Here is a 15,940-nt window from a genome sequence, read left to right as displayed (position 1 = left end):
ATGCGGATCGCGACGATCGTGGTCGTGGCCGGGGTCGTGCTCGGCACGGTCATCACCTTCCTGGTGCGGCCCGACCGCGCCCCCAACGCCCTCGACTTCGTGTTGCCGCTGATCGCGTGCACGGCGATGTTCTTCCAGAAGCGATACCCGGTGGCCGTGCTCATCGTGGTCACGCTCTGCACGCTCGCCTACTACCCCTACGCCCGGATGGACGGGCCGATGATGGCGCTGCCCGTCATGGCCCTCTACTCCGCCGCCGCCCAGGGCTACCTGCTGGCCGCCATCACGACCGGCGCCACGGCGCTGCTGCTCATGGGCCTGGGCGAGCTGGGCGGCACCCGCCACGTGAGCAACACCGGCTTCATCATGATCGCCGAGGGCATGGTCGCCACCATCGCGGCGGGCGGCGTCACCCGCAGCTGGCGCGCCTACCGCCAGGAGGTCGACAGGCGCATCCTGCAGGAGGCCCAGCGCAGCGAGGCCGAGGAGCGCCTGCGCATCGCCCGCGAGCTCCACGACGTCATCGGCCACAACATCTCCATGATCAACGTGCAGGCGGGCTCGGCGCTCCACGGCTTCAAGAAGCGCCCGGAGGAGGCCGAGGAGGCCCTGCGCACCATCAAGGACACCAGCAAGGAGACCCTGCGCCAGCTGCGCTCCACGCTGGGCATGCTGCGCCAGGTCGACGAGGACGCCCCCACCGCTCCCGCCGCCAGCCTGGCCCGCCTCGACGAGCTGACCAGGGACAGCGGGCTGCGAGTCGTCACCAGGGTCACCGGCTCGCTCCACGACCTGCCCGCCGAGGTCGACCTGGCCGCCGCGCGCATCGTCAAGGAGGCGCTGACCAACGTCGCTCGCCACTCAGGCGGCGACAGCGCCACGATGACCGTCACCCGCGACCCCGACCTGCTGACCGTCAGGGTCGAGGACGACGGCCCCGGCGCCAGCTTCACCGACGGCACCGGCTTCGGCCTGCAGGGCATGCGCGAGCGCGCCGCCGCGCTCGGCGGCTCCCTGGTGGCCGGGCCACGCACTCCCAGCGGCTTCCACGTGATCGCCGAGCTTCCACTGAAGGGAACAGCATGATCCGCGTCCTGCTGGCCGACGACCAGAACCTGGTGCGGGCCGGGTTCCGCTCGATCCTCAGCGACGAGGACGACATCGAGGTGGTCGCCGAGGCCGCCAACGGCCGCGAGGCCGTCTCGCTGGCCCGCGAGCTGCGCCCCGACGTGGTGCTGATGGACATCCGCATGCCCGAGCTCGACGGCCTGGAGGCGACGCAGCAGATCGTCACCGACCAACGGCTCGACGCGGTCAAGGTCATCATCCTGACCACCTTCGACCTCGACGACTACGTCTACGGCGCGCTGCGCGCCGGCGCCAGCGGCTTCCTGGTCAAGGACACCGAGCCGGCCGAGCTGATCCACGGCGTGCGCGTGGTCGCCCGCGGCGACGCGCTGATCGCCCCCGCCATCACCAAGCGGCTGATCTCGGAGTTCGCCGGACGGGTCAAGCGGCCCGAGCCGGGACCCGAGCTCAACGGCCTGACCGACCGCGAGCGCGAGGTCATGGTGCTGGTCGGCCAGGGCCTGTCCAACGACGAGATCGCCGCCACGCTCGTGCTCAGCCCGGCGACCGCCAAGACCCACGTCAGCCGCATCATGACCAAGCTCGGCACCCGCGACAGGGCGCAGCTGGTGGTGCTCGCCTACGAAGCCGGGATGGTGACGCCGGGCTGGCTTACCTCCTGAGGTGTACACCGCGAGAGCGGGATGAGACTGCGGGAGTAGGCGTAGTGCCAGCCTGGGCATGACGCGGCGGCGGTAGCCGTACCAGCACCATCGCAGCATGGAAACAGTAGAGCTCGCGCGCCTGCAGTTCGCGGTCACCGCAGGCGCCCACTTCCTGTTCGTCGCGCTGACGCTGGGGCTGGCCACGCTGGTGGCGATCACGCAGACCCGCGCCACCCTGTCGAACAGCCCCGTCCACACCCGCATGGTGCGCTTCTGGGGCCAGCTCTACATCATCAACTACGCCATGGGCATCGTCACCGGCATCGTGATGGAGTTCCAGTTCGGGCTGTCGTGGAGCGGGCTGACGCACTTCGCCGGCGACGTCTTCGGGGCCTCGCTGGCGCTGGAGACGCTGGTGGCCTTCTTCGTCGAGTCCACCTTCCTCGGCCTTTGGATCTTCGGCTGGAACCGGTTGAACCGCTGGGCGCACCTGTCGCTGATCTGGGTCGTCACGCTGACGGCCTACGCCTCGGCCTTCTGGATCATGATCTCCAACAGCTTCCTGCAGAACCCCGTGGGATACACCCAGCGCGGCGACCGGCTGGAGCTGACCGACTTCGGCGCGCTGATCAACGAGGGCGCCCTGACCGCCTTCGCGCACGTGATGAGCGCGGGCCTGGTCGTCGGAACGTTCTTCATGGCCGGCGTCAGCGCCTGGCACCTGCGCAGGGGCACCCACGAGCAGGAGTTCTTCCGCAAGTCGCTCCGCCTGGGGCTCGGGCTGAGCCTGCCCGCCGTCTTCCTGGCCATCTCCTTCGGCGGCGTCTCCTTCGACTTCATGCAGCCCACGAAGATCGCCGCCTGGGTGGGCGGCACGGAGCGGCTGTCGGAGGCGCAGGCGCAGATGGCCGCCCAGCTCGGACCGGGCGACTACCTGCCTCCCGCCGCCGCGGTGCAGGGATCCGGGATCGCGATGATGGCCCTCGCCATCGTGATGTTCGTCATCTCGGCCATCGGCGTGATCCTGATGAGCTTCCGCGGCGCGGTGCAACGCTCCCGCGTCCTGCACTGGATGCTCATGGTGGCCATCCCGATCCCCTTCCTGACCACGATCGCCGGCTGGCTCTTCCGCGAGCTGGGCCGCCAGCCGTGGGCGGTCTTCGGGCTGCTCAGGACCGAGGACGCCGTCTCGCACGTCACCCAGGGGCAGATGCTCACCTCGCTGATCGTCTTCAGCACCCTGTTCGGCCTGCTCATGCTGGTCAACTACTGGCTGCTGGCCAGGACCGCCAGGCGTGACCCCTCCGAGGTGGCTCTCGGCTCCGACAAGCCGATCGAGACCCCCGCCCCCGCCCTGACCTACTGAGGAGCCCGCTGTGGAACCATTCATCCTGGCCTTCTTCGGCCTCGGCTACCTCGTCCTCGGAGGCGCCGACATCGGCGTCGGCATGCTCCTGCCGTACCTGGGCCGCTCGCCGCAGGAGCGGCGCGAGGTGATCGCCGCCATCGCCCCCTTCTTCCTCGGCAACGAGGTGTGGCTGATCGCCACCGCGGGCGTGCTCGCCGGGCTCTTCCCGATCGTGGAGGGCGAACTGCTCAGCGGCAACTACGTGGTCATCGTCGCGCTGGTGGGCTCGTGGGTCCTTCGCGACATGGCGTTGTGGCTGCGCGGGCGCGTGCCAGGACGCGGCTGGCAGCTGCTGTGGGACGGCGTGCTGGTCGCGGGCAGCTGGGGCCTGGCGGTGTCGCTCGGCCTGGTGCTGGCGGGCACGGTGCTCGACATGCCGCTCCTGGCCGGGCTGGTGATCGCCCTGATCTTCGCCCTGCACGGCCTGGCCTTCGCCTCGCTGCGGCTGAACGGCACGCTCCGGCGGCGGGCGGGGGCGCTGCTGGGCGGCACGGGCGAGTGGCCGGCGTACGCGCTGACCACCTCGGCCATCGCGGCCATCGCCGTCGTGAGCGGCCTGCAGCTCGACCTGTCAACCGCCGGGAGCATGATCACGCCGGTGATCCTGGCGATCATCCCCTTCCTGCTGGCCGCCCAGGCCTGGGTGTGGTGGACCTTCCGCGGGCGCGTCACCGGCCCATCCTATTTGTAATAGAAAATCTCTTTTATGGGCAATTTAGATAACAAATAAAGAAGGACCCGGCTTACGGTTCCATCAAGAAATGAGCGATCGAATTCTCCGCCGCACAAAATGGGGAGCGTCCCCTTTTGTCGGCGGAGATTGATCGTCATGAGCACTTGGTCCGAGGAAGATCTTCATCACGGCTGGCATTCCGCGTGCGCGCTTCGCCAAGGTCTGCTCTCGGGATACCCGGTACCCCAGCTTCCCCCACCACCGGTGCGCCTGTTCCCGGGGGAGGTGGCATTCGCGCACGCCAACCTGCGCCATGAGGTCTGGTACGGCATGGACGTCGAGTATCAGACCTCAACCATGGCTTTCGGCGGCCCGTTAATGTTCACCACCGGACTGCTGGTGAGCGCGGCAGGAAATGCCCGGCGCAAACGCCAGGCCCAAGCCATGGCTGCCGCGCAATGGCGTTACCACGGCCACAATTCGACGCTGCTGACCAACCATCGCGTCCTGACATTCAGCGGCAATCGATGGGTCACGTGGGCGCTCGATCAGGTGATGGAGGTCTGGCCATCGCCCCGGGAATTCACCTATGTGCTGGTCTTCAACGACGCCGACCCACTTCGGCTCACAGGCCCGGCCGCGCCCTGGTTCATGGTCGTGACCGCTCATCTGACCTTCGGTCCGAGGTTTCTTGCGGAACATCCGGAGTTCAGGACCATGGGCGTCCAGCAAGCCCAGACTATGCCCGCCGAGCAGCGAGGCCTGGAACGCGGCACGGGCTGAGCGCGTGACAGCCGCCCCTCACTCGTAGTCTTGGGCTCTCTCGTATCTTCGATCGCATGACTGTTCGCGAACTCCGTCTGGTCGTCACCGCCTCCGACTACGACGAGGCGTTGCGCTTCTACCGCGACGTGCTCGGCCTGCCCGAGCGGGCCGCCTTCTCCTCCCCCGACGGCCGGGTGACCATCCTGGAGGCGGGCCGGGCCACCCTGGAGATCACCGATCCCGGCCACGCGGAGTTCATCGACGAGGTGGAGGTCGGCCGGCGGGTGGCCGGGCACATCAGGGTCGCCCTGGAGGTCGACGACTCGCGGGCGATGACGGCGCGGCTGGAGCAGGCAGGGGCCGAGGTCGTCGCCGAGCCGACCCGCACCCCGTGGAACTCGCTGAACTCACGGCTTGAGGGGCCCGCCGGACTTCAGCTGACCCTCTTCGAGGAGCTGGGCTGAGGTCATCATGCGGCGCACCTCCTCCACCGCCTCCCTGCCCGCCCCCTCGATGAGGGTCAGCATCTCCCGCTCGGTCGTCTGATCCTGCTTGAGGCGCAGCCGGACCGCACCTGCCTGCATCGTCATCGCGCTGACGATGTGGGCCAGGTCGCTCAGCTCCTCGGCGAGAGTCATGGTGCGAGCGTAGGCGACCGCCGGGCGGTGGACATCACCCGTGAAGGTGATTCGCAGTCATCGCGCCTTGACTGAGGCGTCCTCCGGGGGGACGTCGGGTGTCGAGACCCTGAGCCAGCGCGAGCCGTGCGGATCCATCGGCAGTTCGACCTGCTCTTTCGCCGAGATGTCGAACGTGGCGTCGGTGAGCAGGTCGGTCAGCCGGTTCGACGCCTGGCCCTTGAGGGTCAAGGTCGCGTCAGTGGCGGTGTCAGTCAAGTTGTGCACCACGACCACGCAGGCGTCCTCGGCGTCGCAGCGCCAGCCCACGATGCCGGGATGGGCGCAGTCGAGGACCGTGTGCTCGCCCCAGGCCAGCTCGGGGCACTCTCGGTAGCGCTCGATGAGCAGCTGGAACCACCGCAGCAGCGAGTCGGTGTCGCGTTTCTGGTCGGCCACGTTGATCCGGTCGGGCGCGTAGGCGCCGTCGGGCGGCGCGCGGTCGGGCTCGACCTGGCTGAAGCCGCCCTCGGGCGCCCACTGCATCGGCACGCGCACGGCCATCCGGCCCTCGGCCTCGAGGTTCTCCCCCAGCCCGATCTCCTCCCCGTAGAAGATCACCGGAGTGCCCGGCAGGGAGAACAGCAGGCTGTAGGCCATCTTGATGCGCCGCAAGTCGCCGCCGAGCATCGTGGGCAGCCTCCTGCGCAGGCCGCGGCCGAAGATCTGCATGTCCTTCTCTGGCCCGAAGGCGTCGAAGATCTCCTGCCGTTCCTCCTCGGTGAGCTTGTCCAGGGTGAGCTCGTCGTGATTGCGCAGGAACGTGGCCCACTGGCTGTCCTTGGGCGCCTTGGGCCGTTCGCGCAGCGCGGAGGCCAGCGGTTCGCCCTCGCTCCTGGCGAGCGACAACCAGGCGCGCTGCATCGCGATGAAGTCGAAGCACATGGTCAGCTCGGTGCCGTTGCCGTCGCCGAAGTAGTTCAGCAGGTCGTCGTAGGGCACGTTGACCTCGCCCAGCAGGATCGAGCTGCCTTCCCTGCGGCCCATGAAGGCCCGCAGGTCGGCCAGGAACTCGTGCGGGTCGGGCAGCTTGGGGCTGATGTTCTCGATCAGGAACGGCACGGCGTCGACGCGGAAGCCGCTCAGGCCCAGTTCCATCCAGAAGCCCAGGATCCTGGTGATCTCGTCGCGCACCTCGGGATTGCCGACGTTCAGGTCGGGCTGGTGCTTGTAGAAGCTGTGCAGGTAGTACTGCTTGGTCTTCTTGTCGTACTCCCAGAAGGAGTCCTCCTTGTCGGGGAAGACCACCTGTTTGGGGTCGTCGGGCTCGGGGGTGTCCGACCAGACGTACCAGCCGCGGAAGGGGTTGTCTCGGCTCGACCGTGCCTGCTTGAACCAGGGGTGCTCGGTCGAGGTGTGGTTGACCACCAGGTCGGCGATGACCCGCAGGCCGCGGTCCTTGGCGGTGCGCATGAACTCCACGAAGTCGCCCAGGGTGCCCAGGCGGGGGTCGATGGAGTAGAAGTCGGTGATGTCGTAACCGTCGTCGCGGTTGGGCGTCGGGAAGAACGGCATCAGCCACAGGCAGGTCACGCCCAGACCGGCGAGGTAGTCGATCTGCTGGGTCAGGCCGCGGAAGTCGCCGACGCCATCGTCGTTGCCGTCCTTGAAGGTCTCCACGTCCAGGCAGTAGACGACGGCGTTCTTCCACCACAGGTCGGAGGTAGAGGTGAGTCGCATGGCGCCCCCGCTACCCCGAACCAGGCTACGGTGAACGCGTGAGGATCAGACTGCCCGCGGCGCTGGTCCTTCTGCTGTCCTCGATCTTCCTGGTGACCGGCGTGCGGGCGCCCGTCACCGTCGTGCAGAGCGCCGCCGTCCTCGACTGCCCGGCGCAGCACCAGGCGGGCAGTCCCGCCCCCGTCACCCCGCGGGCCTCCGCGCCGTCACCCGCCCACTTCTCCGGCCTGGCCGTGCCGTCGTCCGCCGGATCCGCGGGCGCGGGCCACCGGTTCTCCTCCCGTACGGCAGAAGCCGCGGATTTCACGCCGGGCGCTGCTCCGCGGGGGATTTCGGCCCGAGCCCCTCCCTCCACTCGCGAAATCTGACCAAATTTTCGGATTTATCGTGTGGAGGTTCTCTGCATGCCTGTTTGGCGTGCGGTGGCGGCCCTTGCCGTCATCGTTTCTTCGTTGTTCCTGGCATTCACCATGGCCCCGCGCCTCGGCCTCGACCTGCGCGGCGGCACCCAGATCGTCTTCGAGGCCAAGGGCGGGGCCTCGCCTGAGGCCGTCGACCGCGCCCGCGACGTGCTCGAACGCCGGGCCAACGGGCTCGGCGTGGCCGAGCCCACCCTGGTGCGCTCGGGCGACGCGCGCATCATCGTCGAGCTGCCGGGCGTGCTCGACCCGCGCGAGGCCGCAGCTGTCATGGGGCGCACCGCGCAGCTGTCGTTCCACCCCGTGCTCGCCTCGGGCGGGCAGCGGTTCACCGACGAGACCGGGCAGCCGTTGTCGGCCGGTCCCGTGGCCGTCGCGGGCGACGGGGTCACCGACGCCGTCGCCCGCACCGACCCGCAGCGGGGACCGGGCTGGTTCGTCGACGTCACCTTCGCGCAGCCCGGTCCGTGGCAGCGTCTCACCGGCGAGGCGGCCTGCCGGCCGTACGACGACCCGGCGCGGCGGGTGGCGATCGTGCTCGACGGGAAGGTCATCTCCTCCCCCGTCGTCGGCGACGACACCCCGTGCAAGGCCGGCCAGCAGGGCGGCTCGACCACGATCAGCGGGCGCTTCACCGCCGAGGAGGCGCAGAACCTGGCCGTGCTGATCAAGGGCGGCGCCCTGCCGGTGCCGCTGGAGATCGTCGAGCAGCGGGTCGTCGGCCCGACGCTCGGCGCCGCGGCCATCGAGGCGAGCTGGCAGGCGGCCGTCATCGGCGTGCTGGCCACCGGGCTGTTCATCGTGCTCGTCTACCGGCTCGTCGGCCTGCTCGCCGCGCTGGCGCTGGCCTGCTACGGGCTCATCTCCTATGCGGCGCTGATCGCGGTCGGCGCGACGCTCACCCTGCCGGGACTGGCCGGGTTCGTGCTGGCGATCGGCATGGCCGTCGACGCCAACGTGCTGGTCTTCGAGCGGGCCAGGGAGGAGTATCGCGGGTCCCTGCGTCCGGCGCTCGACCTCGGCTTCAAGAAGGCCTGGAGCGCCATCGCCGACTCCAACGTGACCACGCTGCTCTCGGCCGGGCTGCTGTTCTGGCTGGCGTCGGGACCGGTCAAGGGCTTCGGCGTGACGCTCTCCATCGGCGTGCTGGCCTCGCTGGTGTCGGCGTTGCTCATCACCCGCGTGCTCACGCAGTGGACCGTCGGGCGCATGCCCGCCCGGCTGTCGGGGCTGGGCTCGGTCGGCCGGGTGCGCACCTGGCTGACCGAGCGCGACCCGTTCGTCATGCGCCGCGGCAGGCTCTGGCTGGCCGTCGCGGGCGGACTGCTGGTGGTGGCTTTCGCCGGGCTGGCCGTCCGCGGGCTCGACTTCGGCGTCGAGTTCACCGGCGGCCGGGTCATGGAGTTCTCCTCCACGATGGGGGTCGACGCGGCCCGTCAGGCCGTCAGCGAGGCGGGCTTCCCCTCGGCGGTCGTCCAGGCCTCGGAGGGGCGCATCGCGGTGCGGACCGGGCAGATCTCCGGCGACGACGCCGCCGGCATCGGCCAGGTGCTCGGGCCCGTGGTCCGCGACGAGCTGATCGGTCCCTCGCTCGGCGCGGAACTGCGGCGCAACGCCCTCATCGCGCTCGCCGTGGCGCTGGCGGCACAGCTCGTCTACCTGGCGCTGCGCTTCCGGTGGACGTTCGGCGCCGCGGCGGTGGCGGCGCTGTTCGTCGACGCCGCGGTCGTCGTGGGCGCCTTCGCCTGGCTCGGCAAGCCGATCGACGGCGTCTTCCTGGCCGCGATGCTCACCGTCGTCGGCTACTCCGTCAACGACAAGGTCGTGGTCTTCGACCGGGTCCGCGAGTTGTGGGTGGGCCGGGCGCCCTTCCAGCGCACGGTCAACAGCGCGATCCTGCAGACCGTGCCGCGCACGGTGAACACCGGGCTGGGGGCGCTGTTCATCCTGGTGGCGCTGGTGCTGCTGGGCGGCGACTCGTTGCGCGACTTCGCGCTGGCGCTGCTGATCGGCATCGTCACGGGCACGTTGTCGTCGTGCTTCGTGGCGGGGCCGCTGGCCGTCGAGCTGGAAGGGCGCGACCGGACTCCTCCGCCCGCCGTACAGAAGGAGGAGATCCGGCCGGGAGCCGTCGTCTAGTGCAGGTAGAGCTCACGGAGGGCGGCCAGGTCGGCCTCCGTGAGCTCCAGCGCCCGGCTCGCGTAGCTCTCCAGGTCGCCGTAGTGCTGCTCGGCGGTGTCGAAGGCGGCCTGGAGGTAGACCTCGCGCACCTCCAGCAGCGGGCGGATCACCTCGGGGTCGGGCGCGAGGGCGATGAGCGGGGCGTAGGGGCCGCTCAGGTGCAGGTTGCTCTCCAGGTAGTCGGCCATGATCGTGTCGCGGTCCACTCCGAGCAGGGAGAGCAGGACGGCCGTGCCCCAGCCGGTGCGATCCTTGCCCGCCGTGCAGTGCATCAGCGTGCCGGGCCGCCGCAACGCCCTGAGCAGGTCGCGGTAGGCCTCGTGGGCGTCGGAGGTGGTGACGAAGGCGCGGTAGACCTCGGTGAGGAACCGCTCGGCCGACTGCGGCGAGCGCAGCGCCTCGGCCTGCTCCGGCGCGGCGAACAGGGCGGCGATGTCGGCCCCGTGGCCGCCGTGACGCTGCACGTCGAGCACTCTGTACTCGACGCCTTCGGGAAGCAGGTCGGGGCCGTCCTCGCGCTCCTTGTCGGTGCGCAGGTCGCAGACCAGCCTGACCCCGGCGGCGACCAGCTGCTGCTGTTCCTCCGGGGTCAGCACATTGAGCGCGCCGGAGCGGAAACCGACCCCCGTGCGGACCTTGCGTCCGTCGGTGGTGCGGTGTCCGCCCAGGTCACGCAGGTTCGGCGCGGATGCGATGAGCATGGTTCGAACAGTATCAACCGGCGTACTGGAGGTCGGCTTCGACGATCGTGCCGTCGGCGTAGGTGAGGTCGTAGTGGGCGTGGAAGCCGCCGGTGCCGCCGGGGGCCCAGTTGACCAGGAGCTTCTGCCCGTCGCGGCGGGTCTGCACGATCTCCAGGACGTCGAGCCTGCCGCCGATCACCTCGTTGTCCGCCCATGTCCTGATGGCGTCGGCGCCCCGGATGCTGCGGCCGACGTCGACGATCTCGGCGTCGGGGGCGAAGGCGGCCACCAGGCCGTCGAGGTCACCCGCGTTGACGGCCTCGACGTAGGCCTGGGCCGCCGCGTCGACACTCGCGACCGGCGTACCCGTCGTAGCGGTTGTGCCCGTCGTAGCGGTTGTGCCCGTCGTGCCCGGCGTACCCGCTGTGCCCGTCGCGCTTGTCGGATCGCCCGCTGACGAGCAGCCCGCCACCATCAACGCCACCAGCACGCCGATCATCAGCCGCCTCACAACAGCGTCCCCCCGGTGACCTCGAACCTGGCCAGCGCCTGGTCGATGCGGGCCAGGGTGTCGGGGTGCAGCCGGAGGTCGGCGGCCGCGGCGTTCTCCTCGATGTGGGCGGGCGTGCGGCTGCCGGGGATGGCCACCACGTGCTCGTCCTGGTGCAGCAGCCAGGCCAGGGCCAGCTGGGCGGGGGTGATCCCCAGCTCCACCGCGAGATCACGCACGGGCGCGTACCTGTCGTTGTTGGCCGCCAGGTTCTCGGCGGAGAAGCGCGGCGCGTTGTGCCGGAAGTCGCCGTCGCCGAGCTCTTGCACGGTGCCGGTCAGGAAGCCGTTGCCCAGCGGGCTCCACGCGACGATCCCCACGCCGAGCTCCTTGGCCGCCCCGCGCAGGTCGGCGTCGGCCGGACGCCACATCGACCACTCGTTCTGCACCGCCGCGATCGGGTGGACGGCATGTGCGCGCCGCAGCTGCCCGGCCGTCACGTTGGAGAGACCCAGGTGCCTGACCAGGCCGTCCTTGACCAGCTCGGCCATCGCCCCCACGGTCTCCTCGATCTCCACTCCGGGGTCGGGGTAGTGGGCGTAGTAGAGGTCGATCACATCGGTCTGCAGGTTGGCCAGGCTGCGCTCGGCATAACGCCGCACCAGGCGCGCCTCGCCGTTCACCCGCAACTCGCCGAAGGCGTAGCCCACGGGGAAGGAGCGGCTGCTCTCCCCCTCGGGGACGGCCAGCCCGAACTTCGTCGCCACCACCACTTCCTCGCGGCGGCCCTTGACGGCCCGCCCGACCAGCCGCTCGTTGTGCCCGTCGGGGCCGTAGGCGTCGCTGGTGTCGACGTGGGTGGCGCCCGCGTCGAGGGCCGCCTTGATCGCACGCTCGCCGCGGGCGTCGTCGACCTCGCCGTAGATACCGGGCGAGAGCACCATGGCGCCGTAGCCGACGGCGGGGACGTTCAGGGTTCCAAGGTTTCTCATGGGCATCATCCTGCGGTCGGGCCGCGAAGCCCGTCCAAGACCCTTTGCTATAACCAACGGTTATGGACGTGCATCTGCGGGATCTGCGCTACTTCGTCGCCGTGGCCGAGGAACTGAACGTCACCCGGGCGGCCGAGCGCCTGTTCGTCTCCCAGCCGGCGTTGTCGAAGCAGCTGCGGATGCTGGAGCGGCAGCTCGGCTTCGCCCTGTTCGAGCGGGTACACAGCGGGATGTCGCTGACGCGGCCGGGGGCCGCGCTGCTGCCGTACGCGAGGGAGACCCTGGCCGGGTGGAACGCCGGCGTCGAGGCGGCGCGGGCCGCCGTGCCGAGCGGCACGCTGGTCGTGGGCATGCAGACCGCGGTGGGGCGCGGCATCCAGCAGGAGGCGTTGCGGCGGTTCCGCTCGGCGATGCCGGGCTGGGAGGTCTCGCTGCGGCTGGTGGGCTGGGACGACCCGAGCGGCGGCCTGGCCGACGGGAGCTCGGATGTGGCCTTCGTCTGGCTGCCCGCGGTGCCTGGGCTCACGACGCGGGTGCTCGCGGTCGAGCGCCGATGGGTGGCGCTGGCCGAGGACCACCCGCTGGCGGCGCTGGAGGAGATCGCCTTCGAGCAGTTGGAGGCGGAGTCCTTCATCGCCCTGCCCGTTTCCGCGGGGCCGCTCCGCGAGTTCTGGCTCGGTGGTCCCGGCTCGATCGTCGGCGCGACGGCTTCGACGGCCGACGAGACGTTCGAGGCGATCACCAGCGGTCTCGGCGTGGCCCTGGTGGCCGAGGGCAATGCCCAGCTCTACCGCCGTCCCGGGGTCGCCTACCGGCCGGTGACCGGCCTCGCGCCCGCCGAGCTCGCCATTGCCTGGCGCTCGGGGGATTCTCGCCCGCAAATCAGGGCATTTCTTGATGCTCTCCAATAAGGTGCGTGAACATGAGCGATTACGAGACCACGTTCAAGCTGCTCGACGCGGACGGCGACGGCTTGATCTCCCCTGAAGAGCTGGTCAGGCTGATGGACATCCTCGGCCAGCCGATCACCATCGAGCGGGCGGAGGAAGCCGTCAAGCAGCTCGACCTCGACGGCGACGGGCTGATCAACGTTCAGGAACTGGGCAACTTCCTGGACCGGTGAACCCTCCCCCTGGCGGGAACGCCGGGGCTTCTTCCCATCGGCGCCCGGCCCGGTATATAACCAAAGGGTTATCGAACTCGATGGTTATGGAGGCCGACGATGGGTGAGATCGCCAACCGCTACCGACGGCGTGCGGACGCCTTCGACCGCAAGGTCGCGGCCGTCCGCCCCGGCCAGTGGGACGACCCGTCACCGTGCGAGAAGTGGACCGCCCGTGACGTGGTGCGCCACATCATCGACATGCACGGTGTGATCCTGCGTCCGCTCGGCCGCCCGCTCAGCGACGCGCCGTCGGTCGACGAGGATCCGGTCGCCGCGTTCCGTTCCGCGCGGGCCGACGTCGAGGCGATCCTCGCCGACCCGTCGCTGGCGGGCACCGAGTGCGAGACTCCCGCCGGGACGATGACGCTCGGGGAGCACATCGACAAGGTCCCGAGTGCCGACCTCCCGCTCCACGGATGGGACCTCGCCAAGGCCACCGGCCAGGACGACACGATCGACCCCGCCGACGTGGCCTACCACTGGACGGCCATCACCGCGCTGCCCGGCGACGTGCTGGAGAAATACCGCACGCCCGGCGCGTTCGGCCCGGGCGTGGAGGTGTTCGGACCCGAGGTGCGGATCGGGCAGGACGCCTCGCCACAGGACCGGCTGCTCGCCTTCATCGGCCGCGACCCGCAGTGGTCCCCCTGGTAGACCAGAACTTCTGTCGCTTTAATGGCGACAGGAGGGACGATGGCTATCAGGAGTGACATCCGTGTCCCATCTGACGTCGTCAAGACGCTCAGGCAGGGCATCGACACGGTCTCGTGCGAGGTGATCGAGGAGATCCAGGCCCGTATCCCGGAGTACGCCAGACCCTCGGACGAGACCTACATCAAGATCATCAGGATGGCGGTCGAGCAGGCCATCGAGGGCTTCCTCGACCACATCGAGAACCCCGAGGCGCCCTGGGAGGCCGAGCCGTTCCGCATGATCGGGCGCGGCGAGGCGCACGAGGGCCGCAACCTCGAACCCCTGCAGACCGCCATGCGCCTGGGCGCCCGGGTGGGGTGGCGGCGGCTGACGGAGCTGGCGGCGCCGCTCGGCCTGACCCCGCAGTCGCTCTACGACATGGGCGAGGCGATCTTCGTCTACCTCGACCAGCTGGCCGACGCCGCCGCCGAGGGATACCAGGAGGCCAGGGCGCACGCGGCCGGCGAGATGGAGCGGCGGCGGCGCAGGCTGCTCGACCTGCTGCTGAGCCCCGCCGCCTCCCTCGACGCCGTCTCCGACCTGGCCAAGGCGGCCGGGTGGCGGCTGCCCAAGACGGTCGCCGCCGTCGCGCTGGAAGAACAGAACGGCTACCGCCCGCCGGTGCTGCACCAGGACGTGCTCCAAGGCCTCGACCGGCCGGTGCCGTGCCTGCTGGTGCCCGATCCGGCGGGACCGGGACAGGCGCAGCTCCTCGAACACGCCCTGCGCGGATGGCAGGCCTCGGTCGGGCCCGCCGTGCCGCTGGCGGCGGCCGCGTCGTCGCTGCGCTGGGCCACCGAGGCCCTCGGCCTGGCCAGGCGCGGCGTGCTCGACCACGGCAGGCGCCTGCTGAGGTGCGCGGAGCACATGGCCACCCTGATCGTCTTCAAGGACGAGGAACTGGTCAGCGCGCTGGCCGCCACCCGCCTCGCGCCGCTGTCACACCTGCGGCCCACGCAGCAGGACCGGCTCGCCGAGACGCTGCTGGCCTGGCTGAGGTACGGCAGGGGCGCCGGCGAGGTGGCCGCCCGCCTCCACGTGCACCCGCAGACCGTGCGCTACCGGTTACGCCAGCTGGAGGAGCTGTACGGCGAGCAGTTGCACGATCCCGACATCCGCTTCGAGCTGGAGATCGTGCTGCGCGCCCGCCAGGCCGTCGCGGTCAGCGAAACAGCCTGAGCCTCTCCTCGCCGATCCTGGCCCGCTTGGCCGGGTCGTCGACACCGAGCCCCTCGCGCTCGGCCTGGACGAGCACGCCCACCTTCCCGACGTGCCGGTTGGTCTGGACGGCACGAGCCGCCTGCGCCGTCTCCTCCAGCGGGTAGACCGCCGACAGCGTCGGGTGGATCATGCCCTTGTCGATGAGGCGGTTGACCTCGTGGCATTCCTGGTAGTTGGCGCCGTGCGAGCCGATGATGCTCTTCAGCTTCATCCACAGGTGCCGGTTGTCGTACTCATGGGCGTAGCCGCTCGAAGACCCGCACGTCACGACCTTGCCGCCCTTCCTGGCGACGTAGACGGAGGCGCCGAAGGTCTCCTTGCCGGTGTGCTCGAAGACGATGTCGGGATCCTCCCCCACGAGCCGTCTGATCTCGGCGCCCAGGGCACGCCAGGCCTTCTCGTCGTCGAGGTGCTCGAACTGGGAGCGGTCGATGACGTGCTCGCAGCCCAGGCGCTTCAGCAGCGCCGCCTTGGCCTCGGAGCCGACGACGCCCACCGGGATGCCGCCGCCGTTCCTGACCAGCTGCACGCCGTACGAGCCGAGCCCGCCGGTCGCCCCCCAGATGAGGACCACGTCGCCCTGCTTCATCCTGGCGCCGTTGTCGCTGACCAGCATGCGGTAGGCGGTCGAGGCGCACAACATCGAGCACGCCGCCTCCTCCCAGGTCAGGTGGGTGGGCTTGGGGAGCAGCTGGGTCGCCTTGACCACGGCGTACTCCGCCAGGCCGCCGAAGTTGGTCTCGAAGCCCCAGGCTCTGAGGTCGGCGGCGAGCATGCTGTCGTGGTGGGTGATCGGGTCCTGCGAGTCGACGTAGGCGGGCGTCGTGACGACCTTCTGGCCCGGGCGCCAGTGCCGTACGGCCTCGCCGGTCGCGACGACGACGCCCGAGGCGTCCGAGCCGAGCACGTGGGTGGGCAGGTCGTGGCGCGGGTCGGTGCGGCCGAGCCGTTCGAGGAAGGCGAAGCTGGGGATCGGCTCGAACATCGCCGTCCACACCGTGTTGAAGTTGATCGCGCTCGCCATCACCTGGACGAGCACCTCGTCGGGGAGCAACTCCGGCACGGGGACCTCACCCACCCGGATGGAGCGCCTGACGTCCTTGTCGACGCCGTCCGTCCCGTGCGGCGTCTTGCCGAACATGCCGACGTCTTCCTTGTGG

At 70.0% G+C, this 15,940-nt stretch carries 18 protein-coding genes; 12 read left to right on the top strand and 6 right to left on the bottom strand.

The window, feature by feature from the left end:
* The 6 genes from ACIBH1_RS31270 to ACIBH1_RS31245 all read left to right on the top strand — a co-directional run bounded on the left by ACIBH1_RS31270 (position 1) and on the right by ACIBH1_RS31245 (position 5,043).
* The gene (locus ACIBH1_RS31270; protein WP_397317550.1) at positions 1-1,086 is read left to right on the top strand and encodes a sensor histidine kinase; all 1,086 of its coding nucleotides are present in this window, start codon (positions 1-3) and stop codon (positions 1,084-1,086) included.
* The gene (locus ACIBH1_RS31265) at positions 1,083-1,751 is read left to right on the top strand and encodes a response regulator (protein ID WP_397317549.1); all 669 of its coding nucleotides are present in this window, start codon (positions 1,083-1,085) and stop codon (positions 1,749-1,751) included. Before ACIBH1_RS31270 ends, ACIBH1_RS31265 begins: the two co-directional genes overlap by 4 nt.
* 97 nt (positions 1,752-1,848) lie before the next feature.
* Positions 1,849-3,099: a cytochrome ubiquinol oxidase subunit I gene (locus tag ACIBH1_RS31260; protein WP_397317548.1), complete on the top strand. Its 1,251-nt coding sequence runs from the start codon at positions 1,849-1,851 to the stop codon at positions 3,097-3,099.
* Positions 3,100-3,109: 10 nt separating this feature from the next.
* Complete coding sequence (locus tag ACIBH1_RS31255; protein WP_397317547.1) at positions 3,110-3,832, top strand: cytochrome d ubiquinol oxidase subunit II; 723 nt, start codon at positions 3,110-3,112, stop codon at positions 3,830-3,832.
* Positions 3,833-3,970: 138 nt separating this feature from the next.
* Positions 3,971-4,597 (top strand): hypothetical protein, encoded by a 627-nt coding sequence (locus ACIBH1_RS31250; RefSeq protein ID WP_397317546.1) that lies wholly within the window; start codon positions 3,971-3,973, stop codon positions 4,595-4,597.
* Positions 4,598-4,653: 56 nt separating this feature from the next.
* The gene (locus tag ACIBH1_RS31245) at positions 4,654-5,043 is read left to right on the top strand and encodes a VOC family protein (RefSeq protein ID WP_397317545.1); all 390 of its coding nucleotides are present in this window, start codon (positions 4,654-4,656) and stop codon (positions 5,041-5,043) included.
* Here the strand turns inward: ACIBH1_RS31245 and ACIBH1_RS31240 are convergent.
* Positions 4,987-5,217, bottom strand: coding sequence for a histidine kinase (locus tag ACIBH1_RS31240; RefSeq protein ID WP_397317544.1), 231 nt, complete (start codon positions 5,215-5,217; stop codon positions 4,987-4,989). The two genes, ACIBH1_RS31245 and ACIBH1_RS31240, sit on opposite strands and share 57 nt — an antisense overlap.
* Positions 5,218-5,274: 57 nt before the next feature.
* A complete protein-coding gene (locus tag ACIBH1_RS31235; protein ID WP_397317543.1) occupies positions 5,275-6,936 on the bottom strand; it encodes an alpha-amylase family protein in 1,662 nt (553 codons plus the stop codon).
* 38 nt (positions 6,937-6,974) lie between these two features.
* Between ACIBH1_RS31235 and ACIBH1_RS31230 the strand changes: the two genes are divergently transcribed.
* Together ACIBH1_RS31230 and secD are read left to right on the top strand one after the other, a co-directional pair.
* A complete protein-coding gene (locus ACIBH1_RS31230; protein WP_397317542.1) occupies positions 6,975-7,304 on the top strand; it encodes a hypothetical protein in 330 nt (109 codons plus the stop codon).
* Positions 7,305-7,340: 36 nt separating this feature from the next.
* A complete protein-coding gene (gene secD, locus ACIBH1_RS31225) occupies positions 7,341-9,494 on the top strand; it encodes a protein translocase subunit SecD (protein ID WP_397317541.1) in 2,154 nt (717 codons plus the stop codon).
* Here the strand turns inward: secD and ACIBH1_RS31220 are convergent.
* The 3 genes from ACIBH1_RS31220 to ACIBH1_RS31210 are packed head-to-tail and all read right to left on the bottom strand — an operon-like array spanning position 9,491 to position 11,701.
* Complete coding sequence (locus ACIBH1_RS31220; RefSeq protein WP_397317540.1) at positions 9,491-10,237, bottom strand: tyrosine-protein phosphatase; 747 nt, start codon at positions 10,235-10,237, stop codon at positions 9,491-9,493. The genes secD and ACIBH1_RS31220 overlap by 4 nt on opposite strands.
* Positions 10,238-10,250: 13 nt before the next feature.
* Entirely contained in the window at positions 10,251-10,730 is a 480-nt protein-coding gene (locus ACIBH1_RS31215) for a nuclear transport factor 2 family protein (RefSeq protein WP_397317539.1), read from the bottom strand.
* Positions 10,727-11,701 carry an aldo/keto reductase gene (locus tag ACIBH1_RS31210; protein WP_397317538.1) on the bottom strand — a complete coding sequence of 325 codons (975 nt, stop codon included), beginning with the start codon at positions 11,699-11,701 and terminating at the stop codon, positions 10,727-10,729. Before ACIBH1_RS31210 ends, ACIBH1_RS31215 begins: the two co-directional genes overlap by 4 nt.
* A gap of 62 nt (positions 11,702-11,763) precedes the next feature.
* Here ACIBH1_RS31210 and ACIBH1_RS31205 point away from each other — a divergent pair, with 62 nt between their 5' ends.
* From ACIBH1_RS31205 to ACIBH1_RS31190, 4 genes are all read left to right on the top strand, one after another.
* On the top strand, positions 11,764-12,612 hold the full coding sequence (locus ACIBH1_RS31205; RefSeq protein ID WP_397317537.1) for a LysR family transcriptional regulator: 849 nt from the start codon (positions 11,764-11,766) through the stop codon (positions 12,610-12,612).
* An 11-nt stretch (positions 12,613-12,623) separates the two neighbouring features.
* Positions 12,624-12,824: an EF-hand domain-containing protein gene (locus tag ACIBH1_RS31200; protein WP_397317536.1), complete on the top strand. Its 201-nt coding sequence runs from the start codon at positions 12,624-12,626 to the stop codon at positions 12,822-12,824.
* 99 nt (positions 12,825-12,923) lie between these two features.
* The gene (locus ACIBH1_RS31195; RefSeq protein ID WP_397317535.1) at positions 12,924-13,520 is read left to right on the top strand and encodes a TIGR03086 family metal-binding protein; all 597 of its coding nucleotides are present in this window, start codon (positions 12,924-12,926) and stop codon (positions 13,518-13,520) included.
* A 39-nt stretch (positions 13,521-13,559) separates the two neighbouring features.
* Positions 13,560-14,738 (top strand): helix-turn-helix domain-containing protein, encoded by a 1,179-nt coding sequence (locus ACIBH1_RS31190; protein WP_397317534.1) that lies wholly within the window; start codon positions 13,560-13,562, stop codon positions 14,736-14,738.
* Here ACIBH1_RS31190 and ccrA read toward each other — a convergent pair.
* The gene (gene ccrA, locus ACIBH1_RS31185) at positions 14,722-15,921 is read right to left on the bottom strand and encodes a crotonyl-CoA carboxylase/reductase (RefSeq protein ID WP_397317649.1); all 1,200 of its coding nucleotides are present in this window, start codon (positions 15,919-15,921) and stop codon (positions 14,722-14,724) included. The genes ACIBH1_RS31190 and ccrA overlap by 17 nt on opposite strands.
* Positions 15,922-15,940 lie beyond the last annotated feature (19 nt).

The organism is Nonomuraea sp. NPDC050663 (assembly GCF_044456985.1).
Taxonomy (GTDB): domain Bacteria; phylum Actinomycetota; class Actinomycetes; order Streptosporangiales; family Streptosporangiaceae; genus Nonomuraea.
Note: the sequence above shows the minus strand (reverse complement) of the source record. Positions and strands in the feature narration are given on the sequence as shown.